Annotated in this window: 32 protein-coding genes and 1 tRNA gene; 13 read left to right on the forward strand and 20 right to left on the reverse strand. The window is 43.2% G+C overall.

Going from position 1 to position 25,092, the window contains the following annotated elements:
- Positions 1–55 precede the first annotated feature (55 nt).
- The 3 genes from B3O12_RS15125 to B3O12_RS15135 form a co-directional block, all read right to left on the reverse strand.
- A tRNA-Asp gene (locus tag B3O12_RS15125) sits at positions 56–129 on the reverse strand.
- A gap of 240 nt (positions 130–369) precedes the next feature.
- Positions 370–585 (reverse strand): hypothetical protein, encoded by a 216-nt coding sequence (locus B3O12_RS15130; protein ID WP_286756907.1) that lies wholly within the window; start codon positions 583–585, stop codon positions 370–372.
- Between the two features lie 30 nt (positions 586–615).
- A complete protein-coding gene (locus tag B3O12_RS15135) occupies positions 616–1,215 on the reverse strand; it encodes a DUF6134 family protein (protein WP_286756908.1) in 600 nt (199 codons plus the stop codon).
- Between B3O12_RS15135 and B3O12_RS15140 the strand changes: the two genes are divergently transcribed.
- Positions 1,198–1,521, forward strand: a complete 324-nt coding sequence (locus B3O12_RS15140) for a GNAT family N-acetyltransferase (protein ID WP_286756909.1) — start codon at positions 1,198–1,200, stop codon at positions 1,519–1,521. The genes B3O12_RS15135 and B3O12_RS15140 overlap by 18 nt on opposite strands.
- An 88-nt stretch (positions 1,522–1,609) precedes the next feature.
- Here the strand turns inward: B3O12_RS15140 and B3O12_RS15145 are convergent, their stop codons facing one another.
- The 3 genes from B3O12_RS15145 to B3O12_RS15155 all read right to left on the reverse strand — a co-directional run bounded on the left by B3O12_RS15145 (position 1,610) and on the right by B3O12_RS15155 (position 3,334).
- Positions 1,610–2,068, reverse strand: a complete 459-nt coding sequence (locus B3O12_RS15145; protein ID WP_286744077.1) for a CBS domain-containing protein — start codon at positions 2,066–2,068, stop codon at positions 1,610–1,612.
- 150 nt (positions 2,069–2,218) lie between these two features.
- Entirely contained in the window at positions 2,219–2,731 is a 513-nt protein-coding gene (locus B3O12_RS15150; protein WP_286756910.1) for a DUF1905 domain-containing protein, read from the reverse strand.
- Positions 2,732–3,058: 327 nt separating this feature from the next.
- A complete protein-coding gene (locus B3O12_RS15155; protein ID WP_286756911.1) occupies positions 3,059–3,334 on the reverse strand; it encodes a hypothetical protein in 276 nt (91 codons plus the stop codon).
- 157 nt (positions 3,335–3,491) lie between these two features.
- On the opposite strand from B3O12_RS15155, the gene B3O12_RS15160 reads away from it, so the two are divergent.
- Positions 3,492–4,637: a serine hydrolase domain-containing protein gene (locus B3O12_RS15160; protein ID WP_286756912.1), complete on the forward strand. Its 1,146-nt coding sequence runs from the start codon at positions 3,492–3,494 to the stop codon at positions 4,635–4,637.
- Here the strand turns inward: B3O12_RS15160 and B3O12_RS15165 are convergent.
- Positions 4,630–4,833 carry a DUF3820 family protein gene (locus B3O12_RS15165; RefSeq protein WP_189631007.1) on the reverse strand — a complete coding sequence of 68 codons (204 nt, stop codon included), beginning with the start codon at positions 4,831–4,833 and terminating at the stop codon, positions 4,630–4,632. The two genes, B3O12_RS15160 and B3O12_RS15165, sit on opposite strands and share 8 nt — an antisense overlap.
- 221 nt (positions 4,834–5,054) lie before the next feature.
- On the opposite strand from B3O12_RS15165, the gene B3O12_RS15170 reads away from it, so the two are divergent.
- A complete protein-coding gene (locus tag B3O12_RS15170; RefSeq protein ID WP_189631008.1) occupies positions 5,055–5,486 on the forward strand; it encodes a ubiquinol-cytochrome c reductase iron-sulfur subunit in 432 nt (143 codons plus the stop codon).
- Positions 5,487–5,512: 26 nt separating this feature from the next.
- Here the strand turns inward: B3O12_RS15170 and B3O12_RS15175 are convergent, their stop codons facing one another.
- The gene (locus tag B3O12_RS15175) at positions 5,513–6,178 is read right to left on the reverse strand and encodes an OmpA family protein (protein WP_189631009.1); all 666 of its coding nucleotides are present in this window, start codon (positions 6,176–6,178) and stop codon (positions 5,513–5,515) included.
- 238 nt (positions 6,179–6,416) lie between these two features.
- Between B3O12_RS15175 and B3O12_RS15180 the strand changes: the two genes are divergently transcribed.
- From B3O12_RS15180 to B3O12_RS15200, 5 genes are all read left to right on the forward strand, one after another.
- Positions 6,417–7,340 (forward strand): SRPBCC family protein, encoded by a 924-nt coding sequence (locus tag B3O12_RS15180; RefSeq protein ID WP_286756913.1) that lies wholly within the window; start codon positions 6,417–6,419, stop codon positions 7,338–7,340.
- 178 nt (positions 7,341–7,518) lie between these two features.
- Positions 7,519–7,833: a helix-turn-helix domain-containing protein gene (locus B3O12_RS15185; RefSeq protein ID WP_189631011.1), complete on the forward strand. Its 315-nt coding sequence runs from the start codon at positions 7,519–7,521 to the stop codon at positions 7,831–7,833.
- Entirely contained in the window at positions 7,833–9,134 is a 1,302-nt protein-coding gene (locus tag B3O12_RS15190) for a type II toxin-antitoxin system HipA family toxin (protein WP_286756914.1), read from the forward strand. Before B3O12_RS15185 ends, B3O12_RS15190 begins: the two co-directional genes overlap by 1 nt.
- 38 nt (positions 9,135–9,172) lie before the next feature.
- Positions 9,173–9,796 carry a flavin reductase family protein gene (locus B3O12_RS15195; RefSeq protein WP_286756917.1) on the forward strand — a complete coding sequence of 208 codons (624 nt, stop codon included), beginning with the start codon at positions 9,173–9,175 and terminating at the stop codon, positions 9,794–9,796.
- Positions 9,797–9,947: 151 nt separating this feature from the next.
- Complete coding sequence (locus B3O12_RS15200; protein WP_286756918.1) at positions 9,948–10,433, forward strand: ankyrin repeat domain-containing protein; 486 nt, start codon at positions 9,948–9,950, stop codon at positions 10,431–10,433.
- 117 nt (positions 10,434–10,550) lie between these two features.
- Here B3O12_RS15200 and B3O12_RS15205 read toward each other — a convergent pair whose 3' ends face one another.
- The 5 genes from B3O12_RS15205 to B3O12_RS15225 all read right to left on the reverse strand — a co-directional run bounded on the left by B3O12_RS15205 (position 10,551) and on the right by B3O12_RS15225 (position 12,841).
- Positions 10,551–10,769 carry a hypothetical protein gene (locus B3O12_RS15205; protein WP_189631015.1) on the reverse strand — a complete coding sequence of 73 codons (219 nt, stop codon included), beginning with the start codon at positions 10,767–10,769 and terminating at the stop codon, positions 10,551–10,553.
- Positions 10,770–10,920: 151 nt separating this feature from the next.
- A complete protein-coding gene (locus B3O12_RS15210; RefSeq protein WP_189631016.1) occupies positions 10,921–11,361 on the reverse strand; it encodes a VOC family protein in 441 nt (146 codons plus the stop codon).
- 190 nt (positions 11,362–11,551) lie between these two features.
- On the reverse strand, positions 11,552–11,977 hold the full coding sequence (locus tag B3O12_RS15215; RefSeq protein WP_286756919.1) for an SRPBCC domain-containing protein: 426 nt from the start codon (positions 11,975–11,977) through the stop codon (positions 11,552–11,554).
- A gap of 56 nt (positions 11,978–12,033) precedes the next feature.
- Positions 12,034–12,411, reverse strand: coding sequence for a DoxX family membrane protein (locus B3O12_RS15220; RefSeq protein ID WP_286756920.1), 378 nt, complete (start codon positions 12,409–12,411; stop codon positions 12,034–12,036).
- A 10-nt stretch (positions 12,412–12,421) separates the two neighbouring features.
- Positions 12,422–12,841 (reverse strand): VOC family protein, encoded by a 420-nt coding sequence (locus tag B3O12_RS15225; protein ID WP_286756921.1) that lies wholly within the window; start codon positions 12,839–12,841, stop codon positions 12,422–12,424.
- A 109-nt stretch (positions 12,842–12,950) separates the two neighbouring features.
- Here B3O12_RS15225 and B3O12_RS15230 point away from each other — a divergent pair, with 109 nt between their 5' ends.
- Positions 12,951–13,916, forward strand: a complete 966-nt coding sequence (locus tag B3O12_RS15230; protein WP_189631020.1) for a GlxA family transcriptional regulator — start codon at positions 12,951–12,953, stop codon at positions 13,914–13,916.
- Positions 13,917–13,962: 46 nt separating this feature from the next.
- Complete coding sequence (locus B3O12_RS15235; RefSeq protein ID WP_189631021.1) at positions 13,963–15,228, forward strand: DUF2130 domain-containing protein; 1,266 nt, start codon at positions 13,963–13,965, stop codon at positions 15,226–15,228.
- A 126-nt stretch (positions 15,229–15,354) separates the two neighbouring features.
- Here B3O12_RS15235 and B3O12_RS15240 read toward each other — a convergent pair whose 3' ends face one another.
- Positions 15,355–16,257, reverse strand: a complete 903-nt coding sequence (locus B3O12_RS15240) for a YihY/virulence factor BrkB family protein (RefSeq protein WP_189631022.1) — start codon at positions 16,255–16,257, stop codon at positions 15,355–15,357.
- 242 nt (positions 16,258–16,499) lie between these two features.
- Here B3O12_RS15240 and B3O12_RS15245 point away from each other — a divergent pair, with 242 nt between their 5' ends.
- The gene (locus tag B3O12_RS15245) at positions 16,500–17,090 is read left to right on the forward strand and encodes a superoxide dismutase family protein (RefSeq protein WP_286756922.1); all 591 of its coding nucleotides are present in this window, start codon (positions 16,500–16,502) and stop codon (positions 17,088–17,090) included.
- 316 nt (positions 17,091–17,406) lie between these two features.
- Here B3O12_RS15245 and B3O12_RS15250 read toward each other — a convergent pair whose 3' ends face one another.
- The 4 genes from B3O12_RS15250 to map all read right to left on the reverse strand — a co-directional run bounded on the left by B3O12_RS15250 (position 17,407) and on the right by map (position 21,486).
- Positions 17,407–18,213 carry an oxygenase MpaB family protein gene (locus B3O12_RS15250; RefSeq protein WP_286748221.1) on the reverse strand — a complete coding sequence of 269 codons (807 nt, stop codon included), beginning with the start codon at positions 18,211–18,213 and terminating at the stop codon, positions 17,407–17,409.
- Between the two features lie 3 nt (positions 18,214–18,216).
- Entirely contained in the window at positions 18,217–19,785 is a 1,569-nt protein-coding gene (locus B3O12_RS15255) for a serine hydrolase domain-containing protein (protein ID WP_286756923.1), read from the reverse strand.
- A 160-nt stretch (positions 19,786–19,945) separates the two neighbouring features.
- Positions 19,946–20,275 (reverse strand): potassium transporter KefB, encoded by a 330-nt coding sequence (locus tag B3O12_RS15260; protein WP_286756924.1) that lies wholly within the window; start codon positions 20,273–20,275, stop codon positions 19,946–19,948.
- Positions 20,276–20,721: 446 nt separating this feature from the next.
- Positions 20,722–21,486: a type I methionyl aminopeptidase gene (gene map / locus B3O12_RS15265; protein WP_286756925.1), complete on the reverse strand. Its 765-nt coding sequence runs from the start codon at positions 21,484–21,486 to the stop codon at positions 20,722–20,724.
- A gap of 292 nt (positions 21,487–21,778) precedes the next feature.
- On the opposite strand from map, the gene pnuC reads away from it, so the two are divergent.
- The gene (gene pnuC, locus B3O12_RS15270) at positions 21,779–22,384 is read left to right on the forward strand and encodes a nicotinamide riboside transporter PnuC (RefSeq protein ID WP_286756926.1); all 606 of its coding nucleotides are present in this window, start codon (positions 21,779–21,781) and stop codon (positions 22,382–22,384) included.
- On the forward strand, positions 22,353–23,369 hold the full coding sequence (locus B3O12_RS15275) for a hypothetical protein (RefSeq protein ID WP_286756927.1): 1,017 nt from the start codon (positions 22,353–22,355) through the stop codon (positions 23,367–23,369). Before pnuC ends, B3O12_RS15275 begins: the two co-directional genes overlap by 32 nt.
- 201 nt (positions 23,370–23,570) lie before the next feature.
- On the opposite strand, the gene B3O12_RS15280 is transcribed toward B3O12_RS15275, so the two are convergent.
- Positions 23,571–24,266: a DsbA family oxidoreductase gene (locus B3O12_RS15280; RefSeq protein WP_348655424.1), complete on the reverse strand. Its 696-nt coding sequence runs from the start codon at positions 24,264–24,266 to the stop codon at positions 23,571–23,573.
- A 70-nt stretch (positions 24,267–24,336) separates the two neighbouring features.
- Complete coding sequence (locus tag B3O12_RS15285) at positions 24,337–24,975, reverse strand: class I SAM-dependent methyltransferase (RefSeq protein ID WP_286756928.1); 639 nt, start codon at positions 24,973–24,975, stop codon at positions 24,337–24,339.
- Positions 24,976–25,092 lie beyond the last annotated feature (117 nt).

The following is a 25,092-nucleotide window of genomic DNA, read 5'->3' on the forward strand; positions in this document are numbered from 1 at the left end:
GATTTACCGAGAGTCCGATAATAAAAAAAAGCCTCAGATTTCTCTAAGGCTTTTGCGGAACGGACGGGACTCGAACCCGCGACCTCCTGCGTGACAGGCAGGCATTCTAACCAGCTGAACTACCGCTCCTGAATTGTTCCTTTCGTTTAAGGTGTTGCAAAAGTAGTAGCTTAGATTTGATTTGCAAACAGCGCATTCAAAAAACTTTTCATTTTTTTATCGGTTTAAGGCCTTTGGTTTGATTCTGAGCGAATTAGTAATTGCTCGTTTTTTTTAAAAAAACAGAACCAATAAGAGGAAGTGGCCTTTCCGAGCTTTAAAAGTGTAGAAAAAATTACCGGAGGTAATAAAGTCTGTAACTATGGTGGTTTACAAAGGCATGTCTTTGTCTTCGTACCAACAGTTAGACGACTTTCGGGCGCCCTGTTTGTCGACCAGAATACGGTAGGCCATGTGTGCCAATAAGACCTGACAAACTAAAAAAGTGCTAAACAAAATTGGTGGATAACCCGAAACCAGGGTGAGTCCAACATAAATAACCATGGCTAGTGTGGTCATAACTATGATGAAGTATAGTGGTCTCATATTCTTAAAACCGGTAAGGACTGCTCTTGTTTAGGGTTTCAGGCGAAGTTGAATAGTGTAGGCTTTTGTGACTATGGTTATCTCGCTTAGCTCACCTTTTTGATAGAGATAGGTGGTTTGTTCTCCGTCTTCATCGAGAACATAGGCATGATTGCCAATTGAAGAAATCATAAGAAGTTTACCGGAGAATAGCGATAGGATTTCTCGAATTCGTTCGGGCTCTTCAAAATATAAAAGGTCGGTACCCAACAACTCGTAATGCTTTAGTTTGAAGGATTCTTTTAGAGTATTCACTAAATAATATTCGTCTTTTTTTACAACCTGTACAGCGCTTTCAATACCGGAGAGATAGTCGGTTGAAGAAGCAGAAGATTCAACTAATATTTGATTGACGTAAGTGGTTTCAATCAGCTCACCAATGTGTAAGTCGGCTGGAACCTGAGTGTTAAAGGTAGCTTCTATTCGCACCTTTACGTTCTCATCGTTCACTTCCCGATGGGCCACTAATTCGCCTATTTTGTGCGTGTCCACAAAAGCCTCCCAGATTAATTGTTGGGCTAAAAGGTTAGAGGGAGCGAAGTAGTAAGTCAGCAGAAGACTTAAAATAGCTAAATGAAACTTATTCCGCATGCAAGGGTTTTTGAGAATATGGAGCTGAAAATTAAACAGAACGATGAGGAAACCAAAGGTAGTTTCTTTATTGAAGAAGATGGCAAGCGCCTGGCTGAGATGACTTATTCAAAAGCCGGAGCAGATAAAATTATTATAGATCATACCGAGGTGAATGATGTCTTGCGAGGAAAAGGGGTTGGCGTTAGGCTGGTAGAGGCAGCGGTTGATTATGCGCGAGGGGCGGGCATAAAAATTCGACCCTTGTGTCCTTTTGCCAGGGCTACATTTAAACGCAAAAATGAATGGAGAGATGTTTTATCGTAAAAGGCAATTCAAAGCTCAGAAAAGTGTTTTGGAAAGGGAGGCTTTTGGGTATTGATACACTTGAGCTTTGAATGCCGTAGGTGGAAAATTACCAGGTAGATGTCTTTAAATCTCTGGTGGCTTGTAGTATATCCCTTCGGCTTACCTGTCCCACCAATTTGCCATTGTGGTCTACTACCGGAAAACGCCTGAAGTGTGTGTGTAAAAACTTGGAAGCCACATCGAGTACATCGGCAGTTATCGGCACAGTCGACACGTTATTACTCATGTATTGCATTACCGTTATTTTACCATGGGGTAGATTGTGGTAGGCTTCATCGACCATGATTTTCATACAGTCGATTTCAGAAAGTATACCTATAATTTTACCATCATCATCTACCACCGGAGCACCGGAAATGCGGTGTTCCAAAAAGATATCCATAGCATCTGCTATGCTCTGCAGTGGATGAAAGGTTATAACCTCTCTTGTCATATAGTCGGTCACCGGCTTGTACTCGTTTACCGTCTTAGCCGGCTCCGGTGCTTTAGATCCTTGGAAATTCATATAGTCCCTTAGTTTTGCTTGTGAAAAGTCTGTTAAAACAATAGGTAGAATGTATGGATATTTTATCTATAATCAAAATTATTAATGGTGTATTTGTTTTGTCATAGAATTAAATTGCTGTGATTCTATTGTAATGCAGAATTTGATTCATTAGATGTTTTGATTGAACTGTTTGATTTTCTCATTCAGCAGCTTGAAGTCTAATTGACCATGAACGTCTTTTAAATGCTCCATAATGGCTAAGGCCTTGTTTATTTGTCTGTCGATGCTTTTTACCTTGCTTACTATGTAGATCAGGTTTCTTTGTTTTCCGGCTGTGAGTGAATGAAAATACCTGCTACCCAACTCGTCTTGATCGAGCATCAGACGTAGTGTTTCGGGCATAGGCATTCCGTATTCCGACTCATCTTTTTTCAGCTGTAGTTCCACACGATCGCCCTCTTTGAGCTTCAATTGTTGCCTTACTTTCTTGTTAATCATAATGTAGCTGCCTTCACCCAAAAGCATTAGAGCTGCATGAATAGTCACGCTTTGGTTGATGGTGCATACCACGCGCCTGTGTTCTGTACTACTGAGAATGGTCGTGGTGGCTTTGTCGATAGGGAAGTGGTAATATCCGGTAGACCAATTAAATGATTGTAGATGTGTTTCGATACATACCATGCTTTTTGTGGAGGTTAATGGTTGAAGTTATCAAGAAAACGAGTTTTCATGCTTCATGTGGGAAATAAAAAAAAGCAACGGTTAAATCCGTTAAGGCCGGTTACTTCGTATCTCCCAGTATAAAGCATCTTTTGAGTATTGAAGGTGTGGATTTGAAAGAATTAACACGGTAGTGTTGCTGATAGTTGGTTGAGTCGGGGTGGTCTGCGCAAGCGGGCTGCCCTAATTTTTTACATATAAAAAAGTAAACTCTGTTTTACCGAAATAAAATCAATGTTACCTTTGTGTTAACTGATTACATGATTGCACTGTCTTTCATGTTTTCGATTAGGTGAGAGGAGGTGTCATGGCCTCCTTTCTTTTTTTAGAGTTGAAGTAATAAAACGTAAGGCTCAAAATAAGACATAGTAAACCAAGCGACAGGTGAGGGTATGCTTGGGTAATGCCTCCGGCTACCAGTGAGGGGCTAATGTCGTTTGCTGCCTGAATGGCTTCAAACGTTTGGTTTATCTGACTGACAACTCCCCATAAAGCAAGGCATACTGCAATTAACCCTACAGGAATGAGTGATTTTCTGAAAAGATAAACTCTTATCTTTTCCATTCTATAGTGCTGATAAAATCCCATAACGAGTATGTAGGCCAGCAATATGTAGAGGACTGAAGCAAACGGAGATAACCATGGAGAAGGAAGTGCCATAGATAAAAATGTTATTGTGTTTAGTGTGAATATTTAATAAATCTACGTCAAAAATACCTCTATGTCAATCAGGCAATTACTACTCACAATCTTATTTACAAGCTCCATTTCACTCTCAGCTCAATACTTTCCTCCACGTGGTACCTGGCAGAGTAAGGCTCCCCATGAGCTTGGTCTGAATTCTGCTAAACTCAGCGAAGCTGTTAAGTTTGCCGAAGCCAATGAGTATTCCGGCTCAAAAGATTTAAGAGTGGCTATTTTAGAAGGTTTTAGAAATGAGCCTTTTCATGAAATTCTGGGGCCTACTAAGAAAAGAGGTGGTCCGGCAGGCCTGATTATCAAAAATGGTTACATAGTGGCGCAATGGGGCGATGTAAATCGGGTAGATATGACTTTCAGTGTTACCAAAAGTTATCTCTCTACAGTGGCGGGTTTGGCTTTGGATGAAGGACTCATTGGCAGCGTGCAGCATGAGGTAAAAGACTATGTTTGGGATGGAACATTTGAAGGTGAGCATAATGGCAAAATTACCTGGCACCAACTGCTCAATCAGTCATCGGCTTGGTCGGGTGAATTGTTTGGTATAAAAGATTGGGGTGACAGGCCTCCGAGAAGAGGTGGCATAGATGATTGGAGGTTTACTAAGCCTGTAGAACCGGGTACGGTCATGGAGTATAACGATGTACGTGTAAATGTACTGGCTTATTCACTTTTGCAAGTGTGGCGAAAGCCTGTTCCGCAAGTACTAAAGGAGAAGGTAATGGATCCCATAGGTGCCTCAACTACCTGGCGCTGGTTTGGCTATAAAGACGCTTGGGTGACCATAGATGGTCTGCAAATGAAGTCGGTAACCGGAGGAGGGCATTCCGGAGGAGGGCTGTTTATAAATACGCTCGATCATGCTCGTTTTGGCTTGCTCTTTCTCAATAACGGAAGGTGGAATGGTCACCAGATTCTTTCTGAAGAATGGGTGAATGCCGTACAGCAACCTTCAGAACCAATGGAAAGCTATGGCTACATGTGGTGGTTGAACCGTGGTCCGAGAAAATGGCAAGGTGTTGAAGACGAAAATATATACTATGCGGCAGGCTTTGGTGGTAACTTTATTGTGGTAGACAAGACTAACAATATGGTTATTGTTACCCGTTGGCTGGAGCCGGGTAAAATTGGAGAGATGGTTAAGAAGGTTCAGGAAGCTCTCAACTAATTTTTTTGAGCCGGACTAAAAGGTCATCCAGTCCGTTGAGTTTAATTTCATAGACCGTTTGCAACTGCATGCCCAGTTTGCCTTGAGGAAAACCCTTTCTACCGAACCACTCCAGATAGCTTATGGGCAGGTCGCAAAGCAAAGTACCCTTGTATTTGCCAAAGGGCATTCTAATTCGTACAATTTCTTGAAGCATGTTGGGGTTAAAGCCGGCAGGTTCCAAAGGCAGTTGTTTAATTACCTCTAAAAGTACGAGCTATTTTTATAAGGTGGCTGAATAGGCTGTGTTTAGTCGTGTAGCAGTCTAATTTTTTGTATTTCTCAATCAATTCGGTCAATTCTTTAGTTGTGTCTGAATGGTGACAAACCAAGCACGGGGTATTGCTCGTATGCCCTACTAGAATAAACTACTAAACTATGGACCGTAAAGAATTCTTAAAAAATGCTTCTGCTGCTACGGCTTTGGCTTTCTTTGGCTTGTCGTTGGAGAGTTGCTCCAGCGATCAGGAAGACACCACTCCGGGCACCGGCAATCCACCTGCCAGCTCAGCTGTTACCTTTAACATAACGGAAAATCCGTTTAATGCTCTTCAGTCGGAGGGAGGTTGGCTTTTACACCCTTCAGAAAATATTCTGTTGGTCAATGTAGGTGGCCAACTTAGCGCCTTTGGGTCGAGATGTACACACACGGGTTGCACTCGTGATTGGACCTTCCCGAACAACGTTTTTCAATGCAACTGTCATGGCTCTCAGTTCGATACGAACGGCCAGGTAGTAAACGGACCGGCTTCTTCTCCGCTCACAAAGTTGTCGGTGAGCGTAAATGGAGATATTGTAACGGTGGGCTAGGTAAAGAAAAAGAAAAAGGAGGCTGATTAATTCAGCTCTCCTCTTTTTGCCATTCTCTTCATTTTGTCGTTGGCGTAAATGGCTACTTCTACTCTTCGGTTGGCTCGTCTTCCGGCAACCGTATTGTTATCGGCTATTGGTTGAGACTCTCCATAACCGGCTATACTTAGTCTTTTGTAGTCTAGTCCAAGGCTAATCAGGTAGTCTTGCACTGAAGACGCCCTTTGTTCTGATAGTCGTTGATTGTAGGCCGCTTCTCCGGTGCTGTCGGTGTGTCCTTCAATCAATACGTTTGTGTCTTCGTATTTTTTAAGCACTGTGGCCAGGTCTTGCAGGTTTTGCTTGGTGTCAACGGTTAGGGTCGATTGGTTGGTGGCAAACATAAGGCCTGAATCGAAAGTGATTTTAATACCTTCGCCCACGCGCTCTACTTTAGCGCCTTCCAGGTCGTTTCTAAGCTCTTCTGCCTGCTTGTCCATGCGTTTTCCAATGAGTGCTCCGGCAGTACCGCCAATAGCAGCTCCTATAATGACTCCCGTAGCTGTATTGTCTTTACCGGCAATTACTCCACCCAATACGCCACCGGCAGTACCGCCAATGGCACTACCTTTTAGGGTGTTGCTGGCTTTGCAGCCATAAAGCATGAGGGCAGAGAGTAAAGTGATTCCGAATAGTTTTAGTTTGTGTTTCATGATTTTGGATTTTTTTGTGTCATGAAGTCAACTGATATGCCATTTGGGTAACTTGTTGATAATTAGTTAGGTAAGGTTGCCTGGGGTGTGTTGTGTCTTTTGTTTTTGAGAATCTTTTTTCAAAATGAAAGTGAAATAGAGTTATAGCCTATGGTGGCTTGGCCGGAAGAAATTAGGGCTGGAATGGTATGAGGTAATTTGGCCTAAAATTGATAACTTCCTATCCAAATTTTTTGTCATGCCGAAAATGAATATTAGTCGATCCATTACGATCGATGCCCCCGCAGAAAAAGTGTTTTCCAAACTAAACGACTTGAACCATTGGACTGCGTGGTCGCCATGGCTCATTTTAGAACCGGAAACCAAGGTAACGGTAAGAGAAGATGCTAAATATTATGAGTGGGAGGGAGAAAGAACAGGTTCAGGGCAAATGACCATTACCTCAGAAAAAGAAAATGAGGAATTGCAGTTGGATCTCCTTTTTCTTAAACCATGGAAATCGAAGGCTAAGGTGGGGTTTAAATTGAAAGGTAATGGAGTGACTACACATGTTACCTGGACCATGGAAAGTTCCATGCCCTTCTTTATGTTTTTCATGACTAAGATGATGGAGGCTTTTGTAGGCATGGATTATGAGCGTGGTTTAAAGCTGTTGAAAGATTATGTGGAAGATGGAAAGGTGCATTCTGCATTGGAGATAGAGAAGAATGGTAGCTATCCGGGGTGTACGTATGTGGGAATTACCACGGACTGTAAGATTGTAGATTTAGCCGATGCCATGACCAAAGACTTCGATAGGTTATGGGAATATATGGGTGATAAGAAGAATTTAATAGCAGGCAACCCTATCTCTATTTATCATAAGTGGAAGTTTGTAAAGGGTACTGCTCAGTATACTGTGGCTGTGCCGGTGAACAGGCTTCCGGAAAGTTTACCTGGAGGATTTGTGAGTGGTGGTATACCGGCTACTACGGTGTATAGTGCTATTCATACGGGGCCTTATGAACACTTGGGTAATGCGTGGTCGCTGATGGCTAATTTGCAGCGAAGTAAGGCTTTTAAAAATAGAAAGGGAATCCATCCTTTTGAAGAATATCTGAATGACCCATCTGAAACTGATCCTAAATCGCTCAAGACTGCGGTGCGTTTTGCGGTAAAGTAGCATTCTAACCTTATTTTGAAACATAGTCATGCTCTTTAAAACCTATATTTATAGGTTTTAAAGCCGTATTATGAGTTTAATATTGATTATAATGGGTTTTTGAACAAAATTTTGTAAATTTGTTTACACCTGTTAATTTAGGTTTTAAAGCTATTTTATTCACTTAATACCTATTTATATGGGTTATAAAAACTGGAAGAGGATGACAGACCAGGCTATTGTAGAGGAGCTTGGTCAACGGATAAAGCAGCGCAGAATTCACAAGCGCTACACCCAGAAAGAATTGGCCGAAAGGGCAGGGGTCAATGTAAATACTATTCAAAATTTGGAGTATGGCAAGTCGGTAACGCTTGCAGTACTCATACAGGTGCTTAGGGCCTTAAAAGATTTAGATCACTTAGATGCGTTTCTGCCCGAGGTAGAGGAGAGTCCGCTTATGGTTATGGAGAATGAAGCGAAGCCTCTTCAGCGTGTACGAAAACCAAGAAAGTAATGGCGGTTGTGCAAGTTTTTGTTTGGGATGAGCTGGTTGGCGCTGTTATATGGAATGAAGCCCGCCAAGTGGCTACATTTCAGTTTGCCCCGGAATTTATCGAAAAAGGTATTGATTTAGCCCCTCTTACCATGCCTTTAGACGATCTGAAACGCGGTGAAACCATCTATTCATTTCCATCTCTCAATCGTGATACCTATAGCGGATTGCCGGGCTTGCTGTCTGATTCGTTGCCCGATGCTTTCGGGAACCAAATTATTCGATCTTGGCTGGCTACTCAGGGTAGAACACCGGCTAGTATTACTCCATTGGAAAAATTAAGCTACGTGGGCATTAGGGGCATGGGGGCTTTGGAGTTTAAACCGGCTTCTACTCCTTTTGGCAAACAAACGAAAGATATTGAGGTAGAAGAATTGTTAGGGCTTACGAATAAGGTGTTGGAAGAGCGACAGGCCATAAACCTTAGTTTAACAAAAGATGAGCAGGAGGCTATGACCGACTTGATAAGGGTGGGGACTTCGGCCGGAGGGCAGCGCCCAAAAGCCATTGTGGGCTATAATGCCAAAACAGGGGCCTTAAAGTCGGGGCAATTTAGGCTGCCCAAAGGGTTTAACTATTATCTCCTAAAATTCGATGGTGTAAAGGCCGGAAATTTGGGCGATCCGGCCGGATACGGTAGAATAGAGATGGCCTATTACCTGATGGCCAAGGCAGCAGGCATAGAAATGATGCCTTGCCGCCTGTTGGAAGAGAATGGTCGTGCCCACTTTATGACTCAACGGTTCGATCGGAGCCCTGAGGGCGAAAAGATTCATATGCAAACCCTTTGCGCCTTATCACACTATGACTTTATGATGCCCGGAGCTTATGGATATGAAGATGTAATGGCCGATATGCGCGATTTGCAACTGCCTTATGCCGCTATGGAGCAGATGTTTTTGCGTATGGTATTTAATCTGGTGGCCAGAAATCAAGACGATCATACAAAGAACATTGCATTTCTTTTGCCCAAAGGAGGAGAGTGGCGATTGGCTCCGGCCTATGATGTAACCTGGGCATATAATCCGCAAGGTGCCTGGACCAGCCAGCACCAAATGTCGCTAGGGGGTAAACGTGATCATTTTAACCGGGAGGACTTGCTTGTTTTTGGTCGCCAACAGTCCATTAAAAAAGCCGACCTGCTCATCAATCAGGTTTTGGATGCTGTGCATCGCTGGCCTGAATGGGCCAATGAAACTGGTGTGCCTAAAGCTCAGGCTGGGGCTATTGCCAAAACCCATCGTTTGTATTTGGGAGGTTAAACACTTTTGTGCTGGCTGGGGTTTGTTAGAAAAACTTTATGCAACTCAGCAAGGATCAGTTGCTGTCGCTCGACAGAATTTGCCGTTTAAACCTCGTCAATTCCTTAACAGGCATTAAGCCCGCCAATCTTATTGGTACCGTGAACACCCGTGGGGTCACTAATCTGGCCATTTTTAGTTCGGTGATACACCTTGGGAGCAACCCGCCACTGTTAGGCATGGTTACCCGACCTTTGGGTGAGGTGAGAAGGCATACTTATGAAAATATTAAGGAAACCGGAGTCTTTACCATTAACAGCGTACCGAACTCCATGACCAAAGCAGCACATTATACAGCCGCCAAATTCGAAGACAACGAGTCTGAATTTGAGCATTGCGGGTTTACACCTGAATACCTTAGTGAATTTAAAGCTCCATTTGTGCGAGAGAGTCCTTTAAAAATGGGCTTGCAATTGGTAGATGAGCTACCAATAAAGCACAATGATACGCGCCTACTCATTGGAGAAATAGAGTATTTGTGTTGCGAACAAGAGGTAGGTGATGGACACTTGAATCTTGAAGAGTTGCAACTAGCAGGTATCTCTGGGCTCAATTCTTACTATACCCTGGAAAAGATAGCGGAGTATCCTTATCCCAGAAAAGAGGAGTGGAGTAAAGATTGAATATTGCTTGAGTTTATATAGAATATTGATTTTGTAAATACTTTGTAAAGATTTTCAATTTGATCGAACGCTTGATATTGAACAGTTTCGTAGAGTTGAAACATGAATTTTGGCCTGAAAGCAGTGCAATAAATAGCTTAAACCTGGATTAATGGCGAATAACGAATTGACTACTAAACTACAGCAGGGACTACGTTCCGGTGATTTACCGGTAGTGCAAAAACTACTTGAGGAACATCCGCATTTGACTAATCAAGCTGACGAACGTGGGTTTACTCCTCTCATCATGGCGGCCTACTTTAATCATTTGGAACTGGTGAAGCTGCTCGTGGAAACCGGAGCGGATATCGATGCGGTAGATGGCTCAGGAAATACTCCTTTGATGGGAGCCGTGTTTAAAGGGTATGTAGAAATTGCCGATTATCTAATTAAAAATGGAGCTTCTCTTCACATAAGCAATTATAATGGCGCAACGGTGATGACCTATGCGGCTACTTACGGAAAGCCTGAAATGATTGAACTGCTGAAAGCTGTTAAGGCTGATGTAAATCAGAAAGACAACAGGGGACTGAGTCCGCTCGATCATGCTAAAATTCAGAATAATGAGGCTTTTCTCCGCGCTTTCGGAAATGCATAAGGCTATGTATGAACGGGCAAATGGCCTGACCGTGGTTATGTTGTTACCCAATGCCTGTTGGGGTGAACAACAAATAATGCCTTAGTTAGATCAACAGCCAATCCACTATTATGGCTGTTAGTCGAGTAATAAGTTAATTTCCACACCCGACTGCCTTACCAATAGCATAATATCTCCAGGATCTACCTCTCCTTCCACTCGCAATATATTGTCACGGTCTTCCAGGTCGAAGTTTACATCGAGGTGGGGGAAATGATGGAGAATTGACGTTTTGATTAGTGCTGCCTGAGCTTGAGAGGAAACATTTGTTTTAAAAACCTCTATGGTGATGAACATAAGCCTTAAAAAAATAAAGTACGACCCTGTAACTATCATGAAAAATGCAATGATGCACTTTTTGGTTCCCTTGGTATAAAATTTAGGCAAGAGGAAGAAACACCCACCTCAGCCCATTGGTTTCCGGGCAGGTGTTTCATCGGGGCAATCTTTAGGCCTTTTCGGCACAATTGAACATCCACTGTACTCCAAACTTATCGATGCAACTACCAAAATAATCGCCCCAGAACATATCTTGGAGTTCCATGGTAACCTTTCCATTGGCAGAAAGCTCTTTGAATAATCGCTGGGTTTCTTTTCTGGTATCCGGTTGTAAGTTGATGTATACATTATTGCCTTGTTGAAGATCAAAGCCCATACTTTTGGGGGCATCCGTCCCCATCAGACTATGACAATCCATAATTCGTAGTTCAACGTGCATTACGAGTTGCTTGTCGGCCTCAGTGAGTTGGGGCATCTCCGGGTCGGAAGGAATATCGCCCATTCGCATAATGCCTTCTCCGGAAAATTCTCCTCCAAAAACAGATTTATAAAAATTGAAAGCCGCTTCTGTTTCGCGCTCAAAGTTTAGGTAGGTGCTTACACTTGCCATGTGGTTTTATGATTTAATGGTTAGAAATAAATGGCGAAATTCGGTTGCATGCTAAGTTTGTAGAACACAAGGCCTATGGAACGGTGTTTAAGCTGCGAACACAAGTGCGTGAGACCAAAGCGAGCCATCTTAAAAAGTACTTGGTGATTTAAGTATTAAAAAATCAAAAATGAACACGAGATGCTATGGCTTAAGATGCCTTAGCTCCTTCAGCACACTTTTTATAGTTGTTGAGAATAGCCTGCCAGCCGTCTTTCTGCATTTCTAGGGAGTTTTGGGTTTCCGCATCGAAAGTCGTGGTTACTTCAACTCCCTCCGGCTTAGTTTCGAACGTGGTACAAACCTCGCGGCCATCGTCTAACCGATAAACGAGCTTCTTTTCTTTCTCCACCGTTTCGTAAGTCGCTTCAAAATCGAAGCCGAAACTACCGTCTTTGGCCTCCATTCTCGAACAGAGTTTTCCTCCTACTTTGAGGTCGTTTTGAGCCGTTGGGCAATGCCAGGTATCATCGGCAAAGTTCCATTGAGTAATGTAATGCGGGTTGGTATAGCAATCCCAGGCTGTGGAAAGGCCGGCTTTTACCGTAGCTGCAATAGTTATTTTCTGAAAAGTCATGTGGTTGGTGTTTTATAATTCAATTTAAATGTTTTTCTGTGCGAATGGGTGTTGAGTTACTTTACCATTACCAGGTATTTGTTAAGGTTTTCAAAAATTACCCAACATTCAATGGCCAGTAATGCAATTACTAAGGGTAGCCCGCTGGGTGCTGCGGTAAGGTTAATGAGCGTGATACCGGTAAGAATAGGAATCAACACAATGGCCCCCAGAGCTCTGTAGCGCGGTATCATAAAAAGCACTCCACCAATTATTTCGATAATGGCCACCAAAGGCAATAGCCAGCTAACCTGCATTAGAGCCGTCATCAACTCAATCATGCTTTGAGGCAGATCGTCCGGTATCGGCATGTAGTTGAAAAACTTGTTGAGGCCGGCATTTACAAACATGAGCCCAAGGAGCAATGAAAGTGCAAAGAGTATTTTCTGTTTCATATATAAGTTTTTATAGGGTTAATGTTCTTAAGGGGTGGTGAAGCATCCATTGATTGCCAAATTGGTCGGTAAGTCCACCAATCATGGCTCCCCAATGTGTTTTTTGAATCGGACGCGTTACCTGTCCTCCCATTTTGAGCTTATCAAAAATGGCCTCCATTTCTCCTTCTTTTTGGCACTCCAGTAAAATACTCATGTGGTTGCCAGTGGTTAAAGGTTCATCCAAAAGGTCAGAAGCCATCAATATCAGTTGTTCACTTCTTAGGGTAGCATGTACAACCAATTGGGTGAGTTTGGGTGGAAAAGCGTGTCGTTGTGGCATGTCTTCAAGGGTTTGCATGTTCAGCTCTCCACCAAAGCAGTTTTTATAGAAGTGCATGGCTGCTCTGCAATTTCCGTTGAATGACAAATGGGCAAAGGCTCTTTTCATTTTTGTTTTGCTTCCCTACAAAGGTGGCAGAGTAGAAGCTTAGAAACAGGGTGTGAAAACGACTCTCTACGGGGTTGATCGCGTCAAATACTTCATCTATCTTCAATACATGAAAAACATATGCATACTTGTGCCCGAAATGGCAGTTACTGAGGCTGTTTCTAACCCTCGTTATATGTTCTCTGCCGCCAATCAGTTTTTACAAGCTTCCGGAAGGTCGCCCGTTTTTAATATTGAGCTGGTTGGTTCTCGGGCTCAGGTGCCAGTACACGATGGCTATTGCAGTATTCAAACCACTCGGCTTTTAAACCACTCCAAATCGGCAGATCTGGTGATCATACCCGCGCTGTTTGGAGATATGCAAACGGCTGTCAGTAAGAACGAGGCTTTGATTCCATGGATTATTGAACAACACAGTCGCGGAGCAGAAGTAGCCTCACTCTGTGTAGGTGCTTTTTTGCTGGCCGCCACCGGCCTGCTTAATGGTAAAAAATGCAGCACCCATTGGGCCTATTATCAAGAGTTTAAGGAAACTTATCCGGAGGTAGAGGTACAAGACGGAAGCATTATAACGGAAGAAGATCGTATCTACTCCAGTGGTGGAGCCAATTCGTATTGGAACTTACTGCTCTATTTGCTGGAAAAATATACCGACAGAGACACGGCCATCCTTGCCTCTAAATACTTTGCCATAGATATGGATAGAGAGAGCCAGGCACCATTTACGATTTTCAGAGGGCAGAAGGACCACAACGATCAACAGGTGTTGCAGGCCCAGGAGTTTATAGAGCAAAATTTTGCCGACAAGCTAACAGTTGATGAATTGGCCGATCATGTGGCTGTAAGTCGCAGAAGTTTTGAAAGGCGTTTTAAACAAGCCACCGGCAATACCATTCTAGAATACATTCAAAGGGTGAAAATAGAAGCGGCCAAGCGCTCATTTGAGGCCACGCGAAAGAATATTACCGAGGTGATGTTCGATGTGGGATACACCGATACCAAGGCCTTCCGAAATGTTTTTAAGAAAATAACAGGTCTTACTCCGGCTGAGTACAGAGATAAGTATAGGAAGTAAGAAATTGATCAGGATAACTGTGGCACTTTAAATAAATTTGTCAACCATGTCGACAAAGAATCAAATCAATTGCCCCAATTGTGGCACCGCTATAGACGTACAAGACATTCTTTCGCATCAGTTAGAAGAGGAGATAAAACAGAAATATCAGGCCGAACTGACTGCTGCACAACAACGGTTCAAAGCCGAACAGGAGAGTCTGGCCAAAGCCAGAGCCGACTTTGAAGAAAAGAAGAGGAGAGAGAATGAGCTTTTTCAAGAGCGACTGGAAAAGCAAATGGCCCAGGAGCGCAAATTGTTGGAAGATAAACTGAAGTCGAAATTGCTCTCAGAACAAGCCGAGCAGTTTGAAGCCCTTCAAAAGGAACTCAACGAGAAATCGGAACAAGTAAAAGAGCTGAATCGCTCGCGGGTTGAAATTGAACGATTAAAAAGGGAGAAAGAAGAGGCAAAGGAGCTAGCTCAGTTAGAGGCACAGAGAATGCTCAACGAAATGCTCGTACAAGAGCGCGAAAAAATCAGCAAGTCGGAAGCCGAGAAAAATGAGCTTAAAATGAAAGAGCTCGAAAAAAAGCTGGAAGATCAGAAGAAGCTCACTGAAGAAATGCAGCGTAAGCAAGCTCAGGGCTCTATGCAATTGCAGGGTGAGGTACAAGAACTGGCCATTGAAGAGTGGCTTTCTACACAGTTCCCTTTAGATACGATCGAAGAAATTAAGAAAGGAGCCCGAGGAGCCGATTGCATTCAGGTAGTCAACACGCGCACTTTACAAAACTGCGGTAAGATCTACTACGAGAGCAAGCGAACCAAGGACTTTCAACCGGGATGGATTGAGAAATTTAAAGCCGATATGCGCGACAAAGAGGCCGATGTGGGAGTGCTGGTTACCGAGGCCATGCCTGCTGATATGGAGCGCATGGGGCTAAAAGATGGGGTCTGGGTTTGCTCATTTGCTGAGTTTAAGGGGCTTTGCGCGGTGCTCAGAGAGTCGGTTATACAGTTGAGTAAGGTGGCTATTTCTCAAGAAGGCAAAGGCGATAAAATGCATATGCTTTACGATTTCCTTACCAGTAACACCTTCCGTATGCAAGTAGAAGCCATTGTAGAAGGCTTCTCTCAAATGAAAGCCGACCTGGAAAGGGAGAAAAACTCCATGCAGCGAATTTGGAAGCAACGCGAAAAGCAAATCGATAAAGTAGTTTCCAATACTATTGATATGTACGGCTCCATAAAAGGAATTGCCGGCAATGCAGTTCAAAGCGTGAAGGCTCTGGAACTCGATGCCGGTTTGCCTGAAGAAGGAGAGGAGTAATAAGGTGAGTAGAAGGTGTGGGGCTGAGTTATAAGTTCAGAATGACGCACTACGAGTTATGCCAGACATATGAACCATGAGTCAGGAATTACAATTTAGGTGATGATCTTTGGAGAGTAATTGCGACTACTCATCATTTAGTTCAACATACTTTATGCGTTTGGCATAGCGTGTGGCACGAATGTATACTTCGTTTACTTTGGCCATAGCTTTGATCAATTCGCCACCAAAGAATAGGATCACCGATGAGTAGTACACCCAAAGCATAAGTATAATAATACCTGAAGAAGCTCCGCCAAGCTGGCTAAAATTGCTACTGCCAATGTACCAGCCAATGCCAAATTTACCAATGATGAGTAGCAGGGCGGTGATAAGACTCCCTCTGAATATGAACTTTTTGGGAATAACCACATCGGGCAGAAAGCGAATGAGCGCGTAAATAACCCCATACACCAGTAAAAGAATGAGGCTGTATTGGGCCGCCAGGGCCATGGCTACAGAAAGCGTGTCGAAACTTTCGGAAAGAAAATCGACAAAAGCCACCACCAAAGAATCAAGAATCAGAGAAATGATCATGATAAAGCCCAGGCTTAGCACCATGCCCAGCGAAATAAGACGGTCGATCACCAACTTTTTAAATCCTTTACCCTCAATTGCCTTCACCATAAATATCTCGTTGAAAGAGGTTTGAATTTGAATGAAGATGTTGGTGGCCGAATAGAGTAGAAGTCCAATGCCGGCTACTAACGAAAAGGTGTTTTGGTCTTCCTTATGCAAGGTATCCATAAGGGCGCGTACGCCATTGGCCCCTTGTGTACCAATCAGGCTCTCGAACTGAGAGGTTACCTGATCCCTTACCAGAGCATCATCGGCAAAAATACCTGCTACGTAAATGGCCAGCAAAATGAGCGGAGCGATTGAAAATAGTGTGTAGAAAGAGAGGGCGGCACTAAAGCGAAAACAGTGATCTTTCATGAATGCAGGAATGGCAGTTTTTAACACCTTCCACGCATACTTTATGGCTTTCATGTTTTGTTTATTGATGTTTTATAGGGTTACTACAAATATCAAGCAAGGTTTGGGCAGTTTTGTTTGGGCAGCCTGCGCTTGTTTTCCGGTAACTTCTCCACTCCTGCGTTTTTCCATTTGACAGAACCATTTTCAAATTGACAAAGAATGGATTGCAAGATGTGCTTATTATAGCAATAGGAGCGGTTTTGACTCAGCTGGCATGAGTTTTTCCTTATGTGAAGCAACCAAAATTAATCGCTATGAACACGCTTACCAAGAACCTGAAACTTGTATTGGGTATGGCCATAGCCATAGTGGCCTGTACCGAAGCGAGACAAAAAACGGAGGAGGTAGAAGATGCAGTGGCCAAAAGAGTGGCCAGCGAAGCCCAAAAGACCTACCGAACCATTACCACACCAATCAAAAGCATTAACGGGAGTGGTTTGAGGGGAGAAGCTACTTTCAAAGAATTAGAAAATGGAGCCATAGATCTGACGGTAAGACTGAACGGAGTGAGTCCCGGTGAGCATGCCGTGCACATACACGAAAACGGAGATTGTTCTGCTGTTGATGGCTCTTCGGCCGGTGGGCACTGGAACCCAATGGACGTAAGCCATGGCCACAGGCTGGAAGATGAGCAGTTTCATCAGGGCGATATAGGCAATATTACCGTTGGAGCCGATAGCAGCGGCTTGTTTACCATGGAGGTCGAAGGCTGGACCATCGGAGGAGATTCTACCAGCAATATTCTTCAAAAGGCCATAATTATTCATGCCGGACCCGATGACTTTATCTCACAGCCTTCCGGTGCGGCAGGCTCGAGAATAGGTTGTGGTGTCATAAAGCTTTAGAAATCAACGAGATTTATCGACCCGATAAATCCTAGCTATACATTTATTGACCTTTCGACCATTCTGATAGACGATCGGAATGGTCTTTTTTATACTGAAAAAGTTCATGCTTACTTGTATGTGCTCAAAATAAGCAGCCCTAAGATTGTTCTAAAAAACGGATTGGAGTCCTTCAATAGGAGCCAGAAAGTGGTGTCAGGTTATTCTTGCCCTAATATAAGTTGTATTGTTTACTCCATTTCCGGCTAGCACATATTCGGTAGATCAAAAACCAAGAACCTAGAACTATGAATTAAGAACAATGAACCACCAAACCTCAAGCGGTTCCTCCCAACTGCATAAACTGCTGACGGTATTGACCGGGCAATACAAGTCTTTTTAGGAATGAATTTAACCCAAGGGGGCGAATGATTCTGTAGAAGCCAATTAAGAGAAGAATAGGTCTCTTTTTCTTCAGGCCCATTAATGAGCGTACCTTTTTGGGGGCCAAAACTGCTTGTACCTGTAACAGCATGTGGTAACGAAAAGACCCCAGGTGAAGTTTGTATTGCAAAAATAGGTCGCTGGTATAGTCGCTAAACTCCAGGTTTCGTTTAAGGTGTTTTTGGCGCATATTCATCCATACTTGATAGGTCTCCGGCAGACCGGTCATTTCCATTTTCTCACCCAGTTGATTAAAGACCCGAAACACTTCCTCTTTCTCCTCATTAGTGAGTTGGCGATGAAGTACTTCATAGGCTCTTATGGAGTAATCAATAAGCATAAAGAGTACATCTCTGTAGGCCCATTCTGGAATTTGAAAGCCTCGTTTGTACTCCACTCCGTGGTGTATGGCCGAAATGCTGTCTATGGCTTTAAAGGCATCTTGTTTTTGGGAGAATACAATGCGCTTGGCGTAGGTAACTGTAGATAGTAAGCGTCCAAGAGGGTCGGAGGGAAGGCGGCCGGTAAAATACAACCAGTCCACGGCTTTGCTAAGCGCAAATTCTGCTGCGGCTCCTGCAAAAATAAGTAGTATGGTATCTCCATCGGCCCATATTTTCCGCACAATGGAGCCTTCCGGAACAAAGAACTCCTGTACGGCATCAGGTTCTGATGTTAATTGTGCTGTCGATTGTGTCATTAGTTAGTTGTTGAGTCTGGTAAACCTGACATCTTTCAGAACAGGGTTACTATAGGTTAAGGCAACAATTGAGCCTTGGTCGTCCCTTATCCACCCAATGTGCATTCTTCTAAAGACAAACATGTCTTTTACAACCGGGCTAAAGGGAAGCCGCTGCATAGGAGCGTGTTCCAAATATACGACCAATTGTTTTTCTGTGGCCTTTATATGGAAAACAGCTTTGAGGTCTTTGCTCTCATAGCGACCTTCATAGCGACTCAATTCATCTATGGCAGGCCGGTATGGTTCTACTGGTACATATATTTCTTGTTGACCTTCCATAGAAGTGAGCGTAAACCTGCCGTTAGGTTGAAATTCGATTTCGAACTGGTCTTCTGAGCGGAACTCGATATTTCTGCGAGTATTGATAAAGTGAGTATTGCTTTTGGCGCTGAGCATGGGTCCGCCTACAATAGCCAGTCTATTCTTATTCACGGTTAACTGGAGCAGGTTCTTGTCCTTTTTATGGATATACCATCCGCTACGTGTATTGAGTATATCTTCCGGCACCATCACATCTTCTTTGCCGGGGGGATACGACTGAGTTTGTGGTTCAGCGAACAACCTGAAAATCCGGCCGGCAAGTGCAGTTCTATTGATCTGGTCACCCGAATTGCACATAATGGCAATGGATAAACCATGAGCTGGTAGATGGCCTACCAGTGATTTATAACCTCCGGCACTACCCGTGTGCCATATGAGCTTGCCCAGCTCGTTGGAGGTCACGAACAGCCCTTTGGTATATGAGAGTTCCCTTCCATTATTTAGGCGTGTCGGGGTTAGTAGGTTGTTGGTTACAAATTCACCTAGTTTTTGTTGTGCAAGCGCCTGAGTCCATAACAGTAAATCCGGTGCAGTAGTCATCAAAGCGCCACCGCCACCACGGTCGTTGTTTTCCAGCACGGCATTTTCCCATCCGCTCTTTCCCTTTTCGTAGGCCAGTGCCAGATTGGATGTTTTATCCGGATATTGAGTGTATATGGTATTTTTCATTCCTAATGGTTCAAAGAGGTAGGTGGAAGCAAACTCACCAAAAGTTAAACCCGTTACCCTCGCCACGATCTCTTTGAGCAATACGTAGCCGCTGTTCGAATAAGACCATTGCTCCCCGGGAGCAAAATTGAGCGACTTTTGGCGCAAGACCATGGTAAGGGCGTCCTCATCGGCAGCAGAGATCATTCGTATGCCGGTCCAATCGCGAATTCCTGATGTGTGGGTGAGTAAATGATAAAGTGTAACCGGGTGTTCGTAATGTGGTAGTTCCGGTAGGTACTCATGTATATCGGTATGTAGCGATAGTTGCCCTTGCTCTACGAGCAGTAGGGTAGATGCTGCTACAAATTGCTTAACTACTGAGCCGGCATCGAGAACGGAGCTTGGTTGGAGAGGTGTTTTAGTCTCCATATTGGCCAAACCATAGGCTTTATTGAATAGTACTTCTCCATTTTTTGAAAAGGAACAAGAGCAACCGGGCTCATCGGTTGCTATGCTGATAAATAATTGGTCGATGGCATCGGACTCTTGTTGAGCCATAAGTAGTAATGACCTGGTTGAGGCAAAGAAAAGCAGGCTGATTAAAAATAAGAGGCCTCTAGATATCAGGTGGCTAGAGTACTTTGCTGTTGAAAATATTGAGTGATTGAACATTTGAGTATATTTTACTTTGAAATACAAAGTGCGTGAATAAATTTTTTTAATTCCAGTAGGTGCCGTTGAGTCCGAGGATTGTGCCTAACCAGAGTGTCACTACAAAACCTAGTGATCCTAATATGAATGCTAAAGCCCTGCTCCAGTTGTTTGTGCTAAAGATTTTATCGACATAGAAGTGAAGGCCGCCACCCATTGCAGCAGCAATGGGAGTGATGATCAAAGGTTTGATAAACCAGAATTTGTTCCAAGCCGGATCCGGATGATCAACTGAAATTATAAACAGTGTTATAAGCACGAGGCCAATGATTCCTCCAATGAGTATTCTTTTCATTAAACCTCTTGAAGAGACTGTGTCTGAGATATTTTCATTCATTATTTAAAAGTACTTTGAAATACAAAGTAAATAATAAAACCGAATACATCGCAAGAGGAAAGAGGAGATAGATTCAAAAAAAGGAGTAACTAATTAGAGAAGAGGCTTTCACAAAACCTAACCATCATTCTCGACTCGGTTCTGATAAATACGGAGTGAATCCCCCAAAATGACTCTACAGACCGATAGGGATTCCCAGTCAAGCTGGGAATGACTAAAAAAGTGGATTTTGAGGCAGCCTCATTTTATTGGTCACAAAAGGAGTTAAAACTATGCACTTTAGTGCATTTCGCTTTAGCTTCTAAAAAGCATCCTGGAATTTACGATGTACGAATTTTGATTGACGTCAATCGTAAATCTAAGATCGTACATTTTCTAAGTCGGCCATTCAAAGAGACTTTAAGCTGCTTCTAAAACTATGGTGCTTTCAGCCCATAGTGGTTTATTTAACCCCAAATACCATTGGACTGCGTGAGGATTACTGGCTCGCCATCCGTAATCAAAATAGTGTGCTCGTGCTGCGTTACATAACCACCTCTGTTGCCCACCAACGTCCAGCCATCGTTTAGCTGAACCGCTACAGTTGATTGGGTCGAAATAAAGGTTTCAACAGCCACAGTGGTGTTTTTTCTGAATCGTTCTCTATTGGTTTTTACTCTATAATTCAGAATATCTTCTGGTGCTTCATGCAGGCTTCTGCCTACACCATGTCCTGCTAGGTTCTTAATTACCTTAAAGCCCGATTTTTTGGCTTCTGTTTCTATAAGATAGCCAATGTCAGAGATTTTCACCCCTCCTTTGATGCTGTGGATCGCCTTGTGAAGAATATCTCTAGAAGCATCTACCAACGGCTGATGATTGTGAATGTCTTTGCCTAAAACAAAAGAGCCTCCATTATCTGCCCAGAAGCCATCGAGTTCTGCAGAAACATCAATATTCACCAGGTCGCCCTCTTTCAAGATTTTTTGATCAGATGGAATACCGTGAGCAGCCTCTTCATTTATGCTAATACATGAGTAGCCAGGGAACCCATAAGTCTCATAAGGAGCAGATTTGGCACCATGGCTCTTAAGAATTTCGCCCCCAAAATTGTCCAGCTCTTTCGTAGACATGCCCACTTTTGCATGTTCTCTCATTAGCCTTAGCGTTGTGGCAACCACTTCGCTTACCCTTTTCATTCCTTCTAATTCAGACTCTTTTGAGATGGACATATCAGTATTTTTGATTGATGAGTTTTAGCTATTTCGATTCAAAGATAGAAGATTAGCTTGCTAGAAGAGATGAGCTAGGTATTTCTTCAAATTTAAATCTTTTGAATCCTTTCCTTCCTTTTGGGGGAATCTTACATTTGCCCAAAATGGGGTGCTTGCTTGCGCAGGCTGAGATGATACCCAGGAGTTTGGCTCCGCACCTGATCCAGATAATGCTGGCGTAGGGAAAATAAAGCTTTTGCCGTGCTGCAAGGGCTGGTTCATCTCCTCATTTCATTGAAACCTAAAAACAATGATCGAGGAATTTTTAACACAACTTACCTGGCTTCAAGGGTTGGGAACTCTCTTTGGCATAGTACAAGTAGTGCTGGCCCGTCAAAACAATGTGCATACCTATCTGTTTGGTATTGCCTCCATCTTAATCAGTATGTGGGTGCTCTATCAGAGCGCACTTTATGCTGATATTCTACTGAACATGTACTATTTGGTCATGAGTGTTTATGGCTGGGTTTATTGGCGGTTTGGCAGGCAAAAAAAGGAAACGCCTATTTCCATAGTCAATAAAAATGAGTTTTTAAAAGCCAATGGTATTGTACTAGCTTGCTTTGTGCTGATGTCTTACTGGCTTACATTTCACACAGATTCCGATGTTCCCATTTGGGATGCTGTGGTAGTGGCTTTTGCATGGGCCGGAATGTGGCTGATGGCCAAGCGCAAAATCGAAAACTGGATATACCTCAATATCAGTAACATTATTTCCATTCCACTAATGGTTTATAAAGAGCTTTATATCTATGCTGGAATGACCGTGTTCCTATTTATAATGGGTACTTCAGGGTATCTGAAATGGCGAAAATTGATGGTGAATGAAAGAGAGCTTACTTATGCAACTGCCTAGAGAATATTTGAATGACGCAGCAGTTTTTAGAAAAGAGGTGTTGCAATGGATAGAGGAAGAAAATCTATGGAACATCTGGGTGCCAAAAGCTTTTGGCGGACTTGAATGCTCACTTTCTGATGGTTTGAAAACTCTGCAAGCTTTGGCTAGGTTAGACGGTAGTTTAGGCTGGACAGTCACTTTGTGTAGTGGTGCTAATTTCTTTATCGGTAACCTTCGGCCCGAAGTTGCCCGAGAAGTTTTTGCTCAGTCAGCCATTTTAGGTGGAAGCGGAGGAATGTTTGGAACTGCCGAAAAGGAGGGAGATGCTTATCGGCTTAATGGTACTTGGCGCTACGCAACAGGAGCACCATATCTCACTCATTTTACTTTGAATGCAAAAATTATAGAGAATGGGATAGAGTTGAAGAATGAGGATGGAACACCAAAATTCCTGTCATTCGTTATTCCAGCAACTGAAGTGACCATCATTGAAGATTGGCAAACCATGGGGCTGAAAGCTTCGGCTACTCATTCTTTTGAGGTGAATAATGTAGTTGTTCACGAACGTTTCAGCTTTATTTATAATCAGTTTTATCATCCTCAGTCAGTCTTTAAAATTCATTTTTCAGTATTTGCCGACCTCACCCTTTGGGTGAACTATATTGGTATGGCTGAACACTTTTGGGAAGAGGCAACTTTAATTACTCAGTCCGAACCATTGAATGGGCTGGAATCTGTCGTTCGATCGGCTAGCCGGGAAATCAGAGAAATTGTACGAACCGTATCGGAATTGACGGACAGCAACGGAATATTTGCTGATTCATTCATAAGAGAGGTACATGAGGCGGCATCCGTTTCAGTCAGGTATATTTCCAGCGCAATTACGGCTCTTTATCCCCACTTAGGCGTTAAGGCCAGCAGAGAGGATCATTCGATCAATCAGATTTTCAGAGATTACTTCACTGCTACCCAGCATCATATATTTACCAGAAAGGCTGATTGAAGAAAGACGGTTAGGCATCTTTTAGTCAATAAAAAGAGACTTTCCCAAAACTTAAACGCCATTGCCTACCCCTGAAGGTGATTTCATCTACTTGGTACTTAAGGCCGATGGAGATTTCCGATCAAACCGGAAATAACGAGAATAGTGGCTTTCGCGGTGACCTCTTTTTATGACTTTTGTTGAATAACTGTTCAACAATGCCTAGCAATTGCCTTCAATATCACAGCTATCGCCTTGTTCTGGCGAAGTATTGATGAAAGAGCTGCTTTCGGCCTGAATCTTTTCTAAGGTGGCTTTAAAATGCTCTACTGGTTGAGCACCAGATACTGCATATTTTCTATCGAAAACAAAAAAGGGAACTCCTTGAATACCTATTTGCCGAGCCTCTTCAATGTCTTGCTTCACATAATGAGCAAACTGTTCTTCATTGAGCGCCAGTTCTACTTCATCACCACTAATTCCTACAGAATTAGCTAGTTCAACGAGCGTTTTAGTGTCGCTGGTATTTTTTCCTTTAGTGAAATAGGCTTCGAGGAGTGTTTCTTTTAGTTCATCGCCAAGATTCTTTCTCTTGGCTAACTGTAGCACGCGGTGTGCCTTAAATGAGTTGGCTACTTTGGCAATGTCGAAGTTGTAATCTAGTCCGGCATTAGCCGCCATTTCTTCAACGCGCTTATGCATTTGCATGGATTGTTCCAGGCTAATGCCCTTGGCCTTTGCCAGATATTCATAGACGCTTTCATCGCTGCTTTCCGGCATATTGGGGTTCAGCTGAAAGCTTTTCCAAACCACTTTAACTTTATCTTTCTCGGGAAAATATTCTAAGGCCTTTTCCAGATGTCGCTTGCCAATGTAGCAAAACGGGCACATCACATCGCTCCAAATCTCTATGGTCATTTGCCGGTTTTCATTTTAATGATCAATGCCTACAACTCCGTAGTACTAGAATTGATTCAACTTTTGAAGGTTAAGTACCGATTTTTTTCATAATCGTAAGGTATTCGGGATCCGATTCCGACAGTTTTAGACATTCTACCATCTGCCAGTTTGCCCTTGTCAGGGTTCGTTTGAGACCGGGTAGAGAGAAGCCTGTGATATCGGGCGCAAGTTTAATTTTGGAAAGTCCTTTTAGAGCCAGTAAGAGAAGAGGTTTTTCTTTCATGCAGGGTGTGGTTGCCATAAAGTAACCTCCCGGTTTCAACAGGTGGTCGGCCCGCTGTAAAACAGCCTGTAGATCGGGTAATAGGTGGAGTAGATAGTTGGCTGTAATGCATTCGAAAGAGTGGTGACTGAGCTTTTCATCAAATACATCGGCTTTGAGAAAATGCGTGTTCGTAAGGCTATTTTGCAGGGCTCGTTCTTGCGCTTTTCTAATCATTTGGGATGAAATATCTATTCCTGTGACTTGTTGTACATGACCCGCAATTTGCGAAGCCATTAAACCTGTTCCGCAGCCCAGATCTAATACCTTATCGGCTGGCAGCATGTATTTTTTAAGGGTATCGAAAACCAGCTCGTGCTTATGGCTGTCGCTGGCCTCGGAATTGTCATAGCCTGGTGCGGCCCTATCCCAAAATTTTTCGGTGTTATATCTGCGGTTCTTCATTAAGCGGTATAAACAGTAATGTATAGGCTGTTTACCGCCATGAAGGTATTAAGTTGAGTCGTTAGCGCCAATGGTTTTAAGCTCTTAGAGGCTAATCCGTTTCCATTGAACCTGTTG

Source organism: Roseivirga sp. UBA838 (genome assembly GCF_002296035.1).
GTDB classification, from domain to species: domain Bacteria; phylum Bacteroidota; class Bacteroidia; order Cytophagales; family Cyclobacteriaceae; genus Roseivirga; species Roseivirga thermotolerans.

Coding starts and splice junctions, on each gene's coding strand:
- B3O12_RS15130 (WP_286756907.1), bottom strand. CDS start 585: ATGAGACCACTATACTTCATCATAGTTATGACCACACTAGCCATGGTT.
- B3O12_RS15140 (WP_286756909.1), top strand. CDS start 1,198: ATGAAACTTATTCCGCATGCAAGGGTTTTTGAGAATATGGAGCTGAAA.
- B3O12_RS15135 (WP_286756908.1), bottom strand. CDS start 1,215: ATGCGGAATAAGTTTCATTTAGCTATTTTAAGTCTTCTGCTGACTTAC.
- B3O12_RS15145 (WP_286744077.1), bottom strand. CDS start 2,068: ATGAATTTCCAAGGATCTAAAGCACCGGAGCCGGCTAAGACGGTAAAC.
- B3O12_RS15150 (WP_286756910.1), bottom strand. CDS start 2,731: ATGGTATGTATCGAAACACATCTACAATCATTTAATTGGTCTACCGGA.
- B3O12_RS15155 (WP_286756911.1), bottom strand. CDS start 3,334: ATGGAAAAGATAAGAGTTTATCTTTTCAGAAAATCACTCATTCCTGTA.
- B3O12_RS15160 (WP_286756912.1), top strand. CDS start 3,492: ATGTCAATCAGGCAATTACTACTCACAATCTTATTTACAAGCTCCATT.
- B3O12_RS15165 (WP_189631007.1), bottom strand. CDS start 4,833: ATGCTTCAAGAAATTGTACGAATTAGAATGCCCTTTGGCAAATACAAG.
- B3O12_RS15170 (WP_189631008.1), top strand. CDS start 5,055: ATGGACCGTAAAGAATTCTTAAAAAATGCTTCTGCTGCTACGGCTTTG.
- B3O12_RS15175 (WP_189631009.1), bottom strand. CDS start 6,178: ATGAAACACAAACTAAAACTATTCGGAATCACTTTACTCTCTGCCCTC.
- B3O12_RS15180 (WP_286756913.1), top strand. CDS start 6,417: ATGCCGAAAATGAATATTAGTCGATCCATTACGATCGATGCCCCCGCA.
- B3O12_RS15185 (WP_189631011.1), top strand. CDS start 7,519: ATGGGTTATAAAAACTGGAAGAGGATGACAGACCAGGCTATTGTAGAG.
- B3O12_RS15190 (WP_286756914.1), top strand. CDS start 7,833: ATGGCGGTTGTGCAAGTTTTTGTTTGGGATGAGCTGGTTGGCGCTGTT.
- B3O12_RS15195 (WP_286756917.1), top strand. CDS start 9,173: ATGCAACTCAGCAAGGATCAGTTGCTGTCGCTCGACAGAATTTGCCGT.
- B3O12_RS15200 (WP_286756918.1), top strand. CDS start 9,948: ATGGCGAATAACGAATTGACTACTAAACTACAGCAGGGACTACGTTCC.
- B3O12_RS15205 (WP_189631015.1), bottom strand. CDS start 10,769: ATGTTCATCACCATAGAGGTTTTTAAAACAAATGTTTCCTCTCAAGCT.
- B3O12_RS15210 (WP_189631016.1), bottom strand. CDS start 11,361: ATGGCAAGTGTAAGCACCTACCTAAACTTTGAGCGCGAAACAGAAGCG.
- B3O12_RS15215 (WP_286756919.1), bottom strand. CDS start 11,977: ATGACTTTTCAGAAAATAACTATTGCAGCTACGGTAAAAGCCGGCCTT.
- B3O12_RS15220 (WP_286756920.1), bottom strand. CDS start 12,411: ATGAAACAGAAAATACTCTTTGCACTTTCATTGCTCCTTGGGCTCATG.
- B3O12_RS15225 (WP_286756921.1), bottom strand. CDS start 12,841: ATGAAAAGAGCCTTTGCCCATTTGTCATTCAACGGAAATTGCAGAGCA.
- B3O12_RS15230 (WP_189631020.1), top strand. CDS start 12,951: ATGAAAAACATATGCATACTTGTGCCCGAAATGGCAGTTACTGAGGCT.
- B3O12_RS15235 (WP_189631021.1), top strand. CDS start 13,963: ATGTCGACAAAGAATCAAATCAATTGCCCCAATTGTGGCACCGCTATA.
- B3O12_RS15240 (WP_189631022.1), bottom strand. CDS start 16,257: ATGAAAGCCATAAAGTATGCGTGGAAGGTGTTAAAAACTGCCATTCCT.
- B3O12_RS15245 (WP_286756922.1), top strand. CDS start 16,500: ATGAACACGCTTACCAAGAACCTGAAACTTGTATTGGGTATGGCCATA.
- B3O12_RS15250 (WP_286748221.1), bottom strand. CDS start 18,213: ATGACACAATCGACAGCACAATTAACATCAGAACCTGATGCCGTACAG.
- B3O12_RS15255 (WP_286756923.1), bottom strand. CDS start 19,785: ATGGCTCAACAAGAGTCCGATGCCATCGACCAATTATTTATCAGCATA.
- B3O12_RS15260 (WP_286756924.1), bottom strand. CDS start 20,275: ATGAATGAAAATATCTCAGACACAGTCTCTTCAAGAGGTTTAATGAAA.
- map (WP_286756925.1), bottom strand. CDS start 21,486: ATGTCCATCTCAAAAGAGTCTGAATTAGAAGGAATGAAAAGGGTAAGC.
- pnuC (WP_286756926.1), top strand. CDS start 21,779: ATGATCGAGGAATTTTTAACACAACTTACCTGGCTTCAAGGGTTGGGA.
- B3O12_RS15275 (WP_286756927.1), top strand. CDS start 22,353: ATGAAAGAGAGCTTACTTATGCAACTGCCTAGAGAATATTTGAATGAC.
- B3O12_RS15280 (WP_348655424.1), bottom strand. CDS start 24,266: ATGACCATAGAGATTTGGAGCGATGTGATGTGCCCGTTTTGCTACATT.
- B3O12_RS15285 (WP_286756928.1), bottom strand. CDS start 24,975: ATGAAGAACCGCAGATATAACACCGAAAAATTTTGGGATAGGGCCGCA.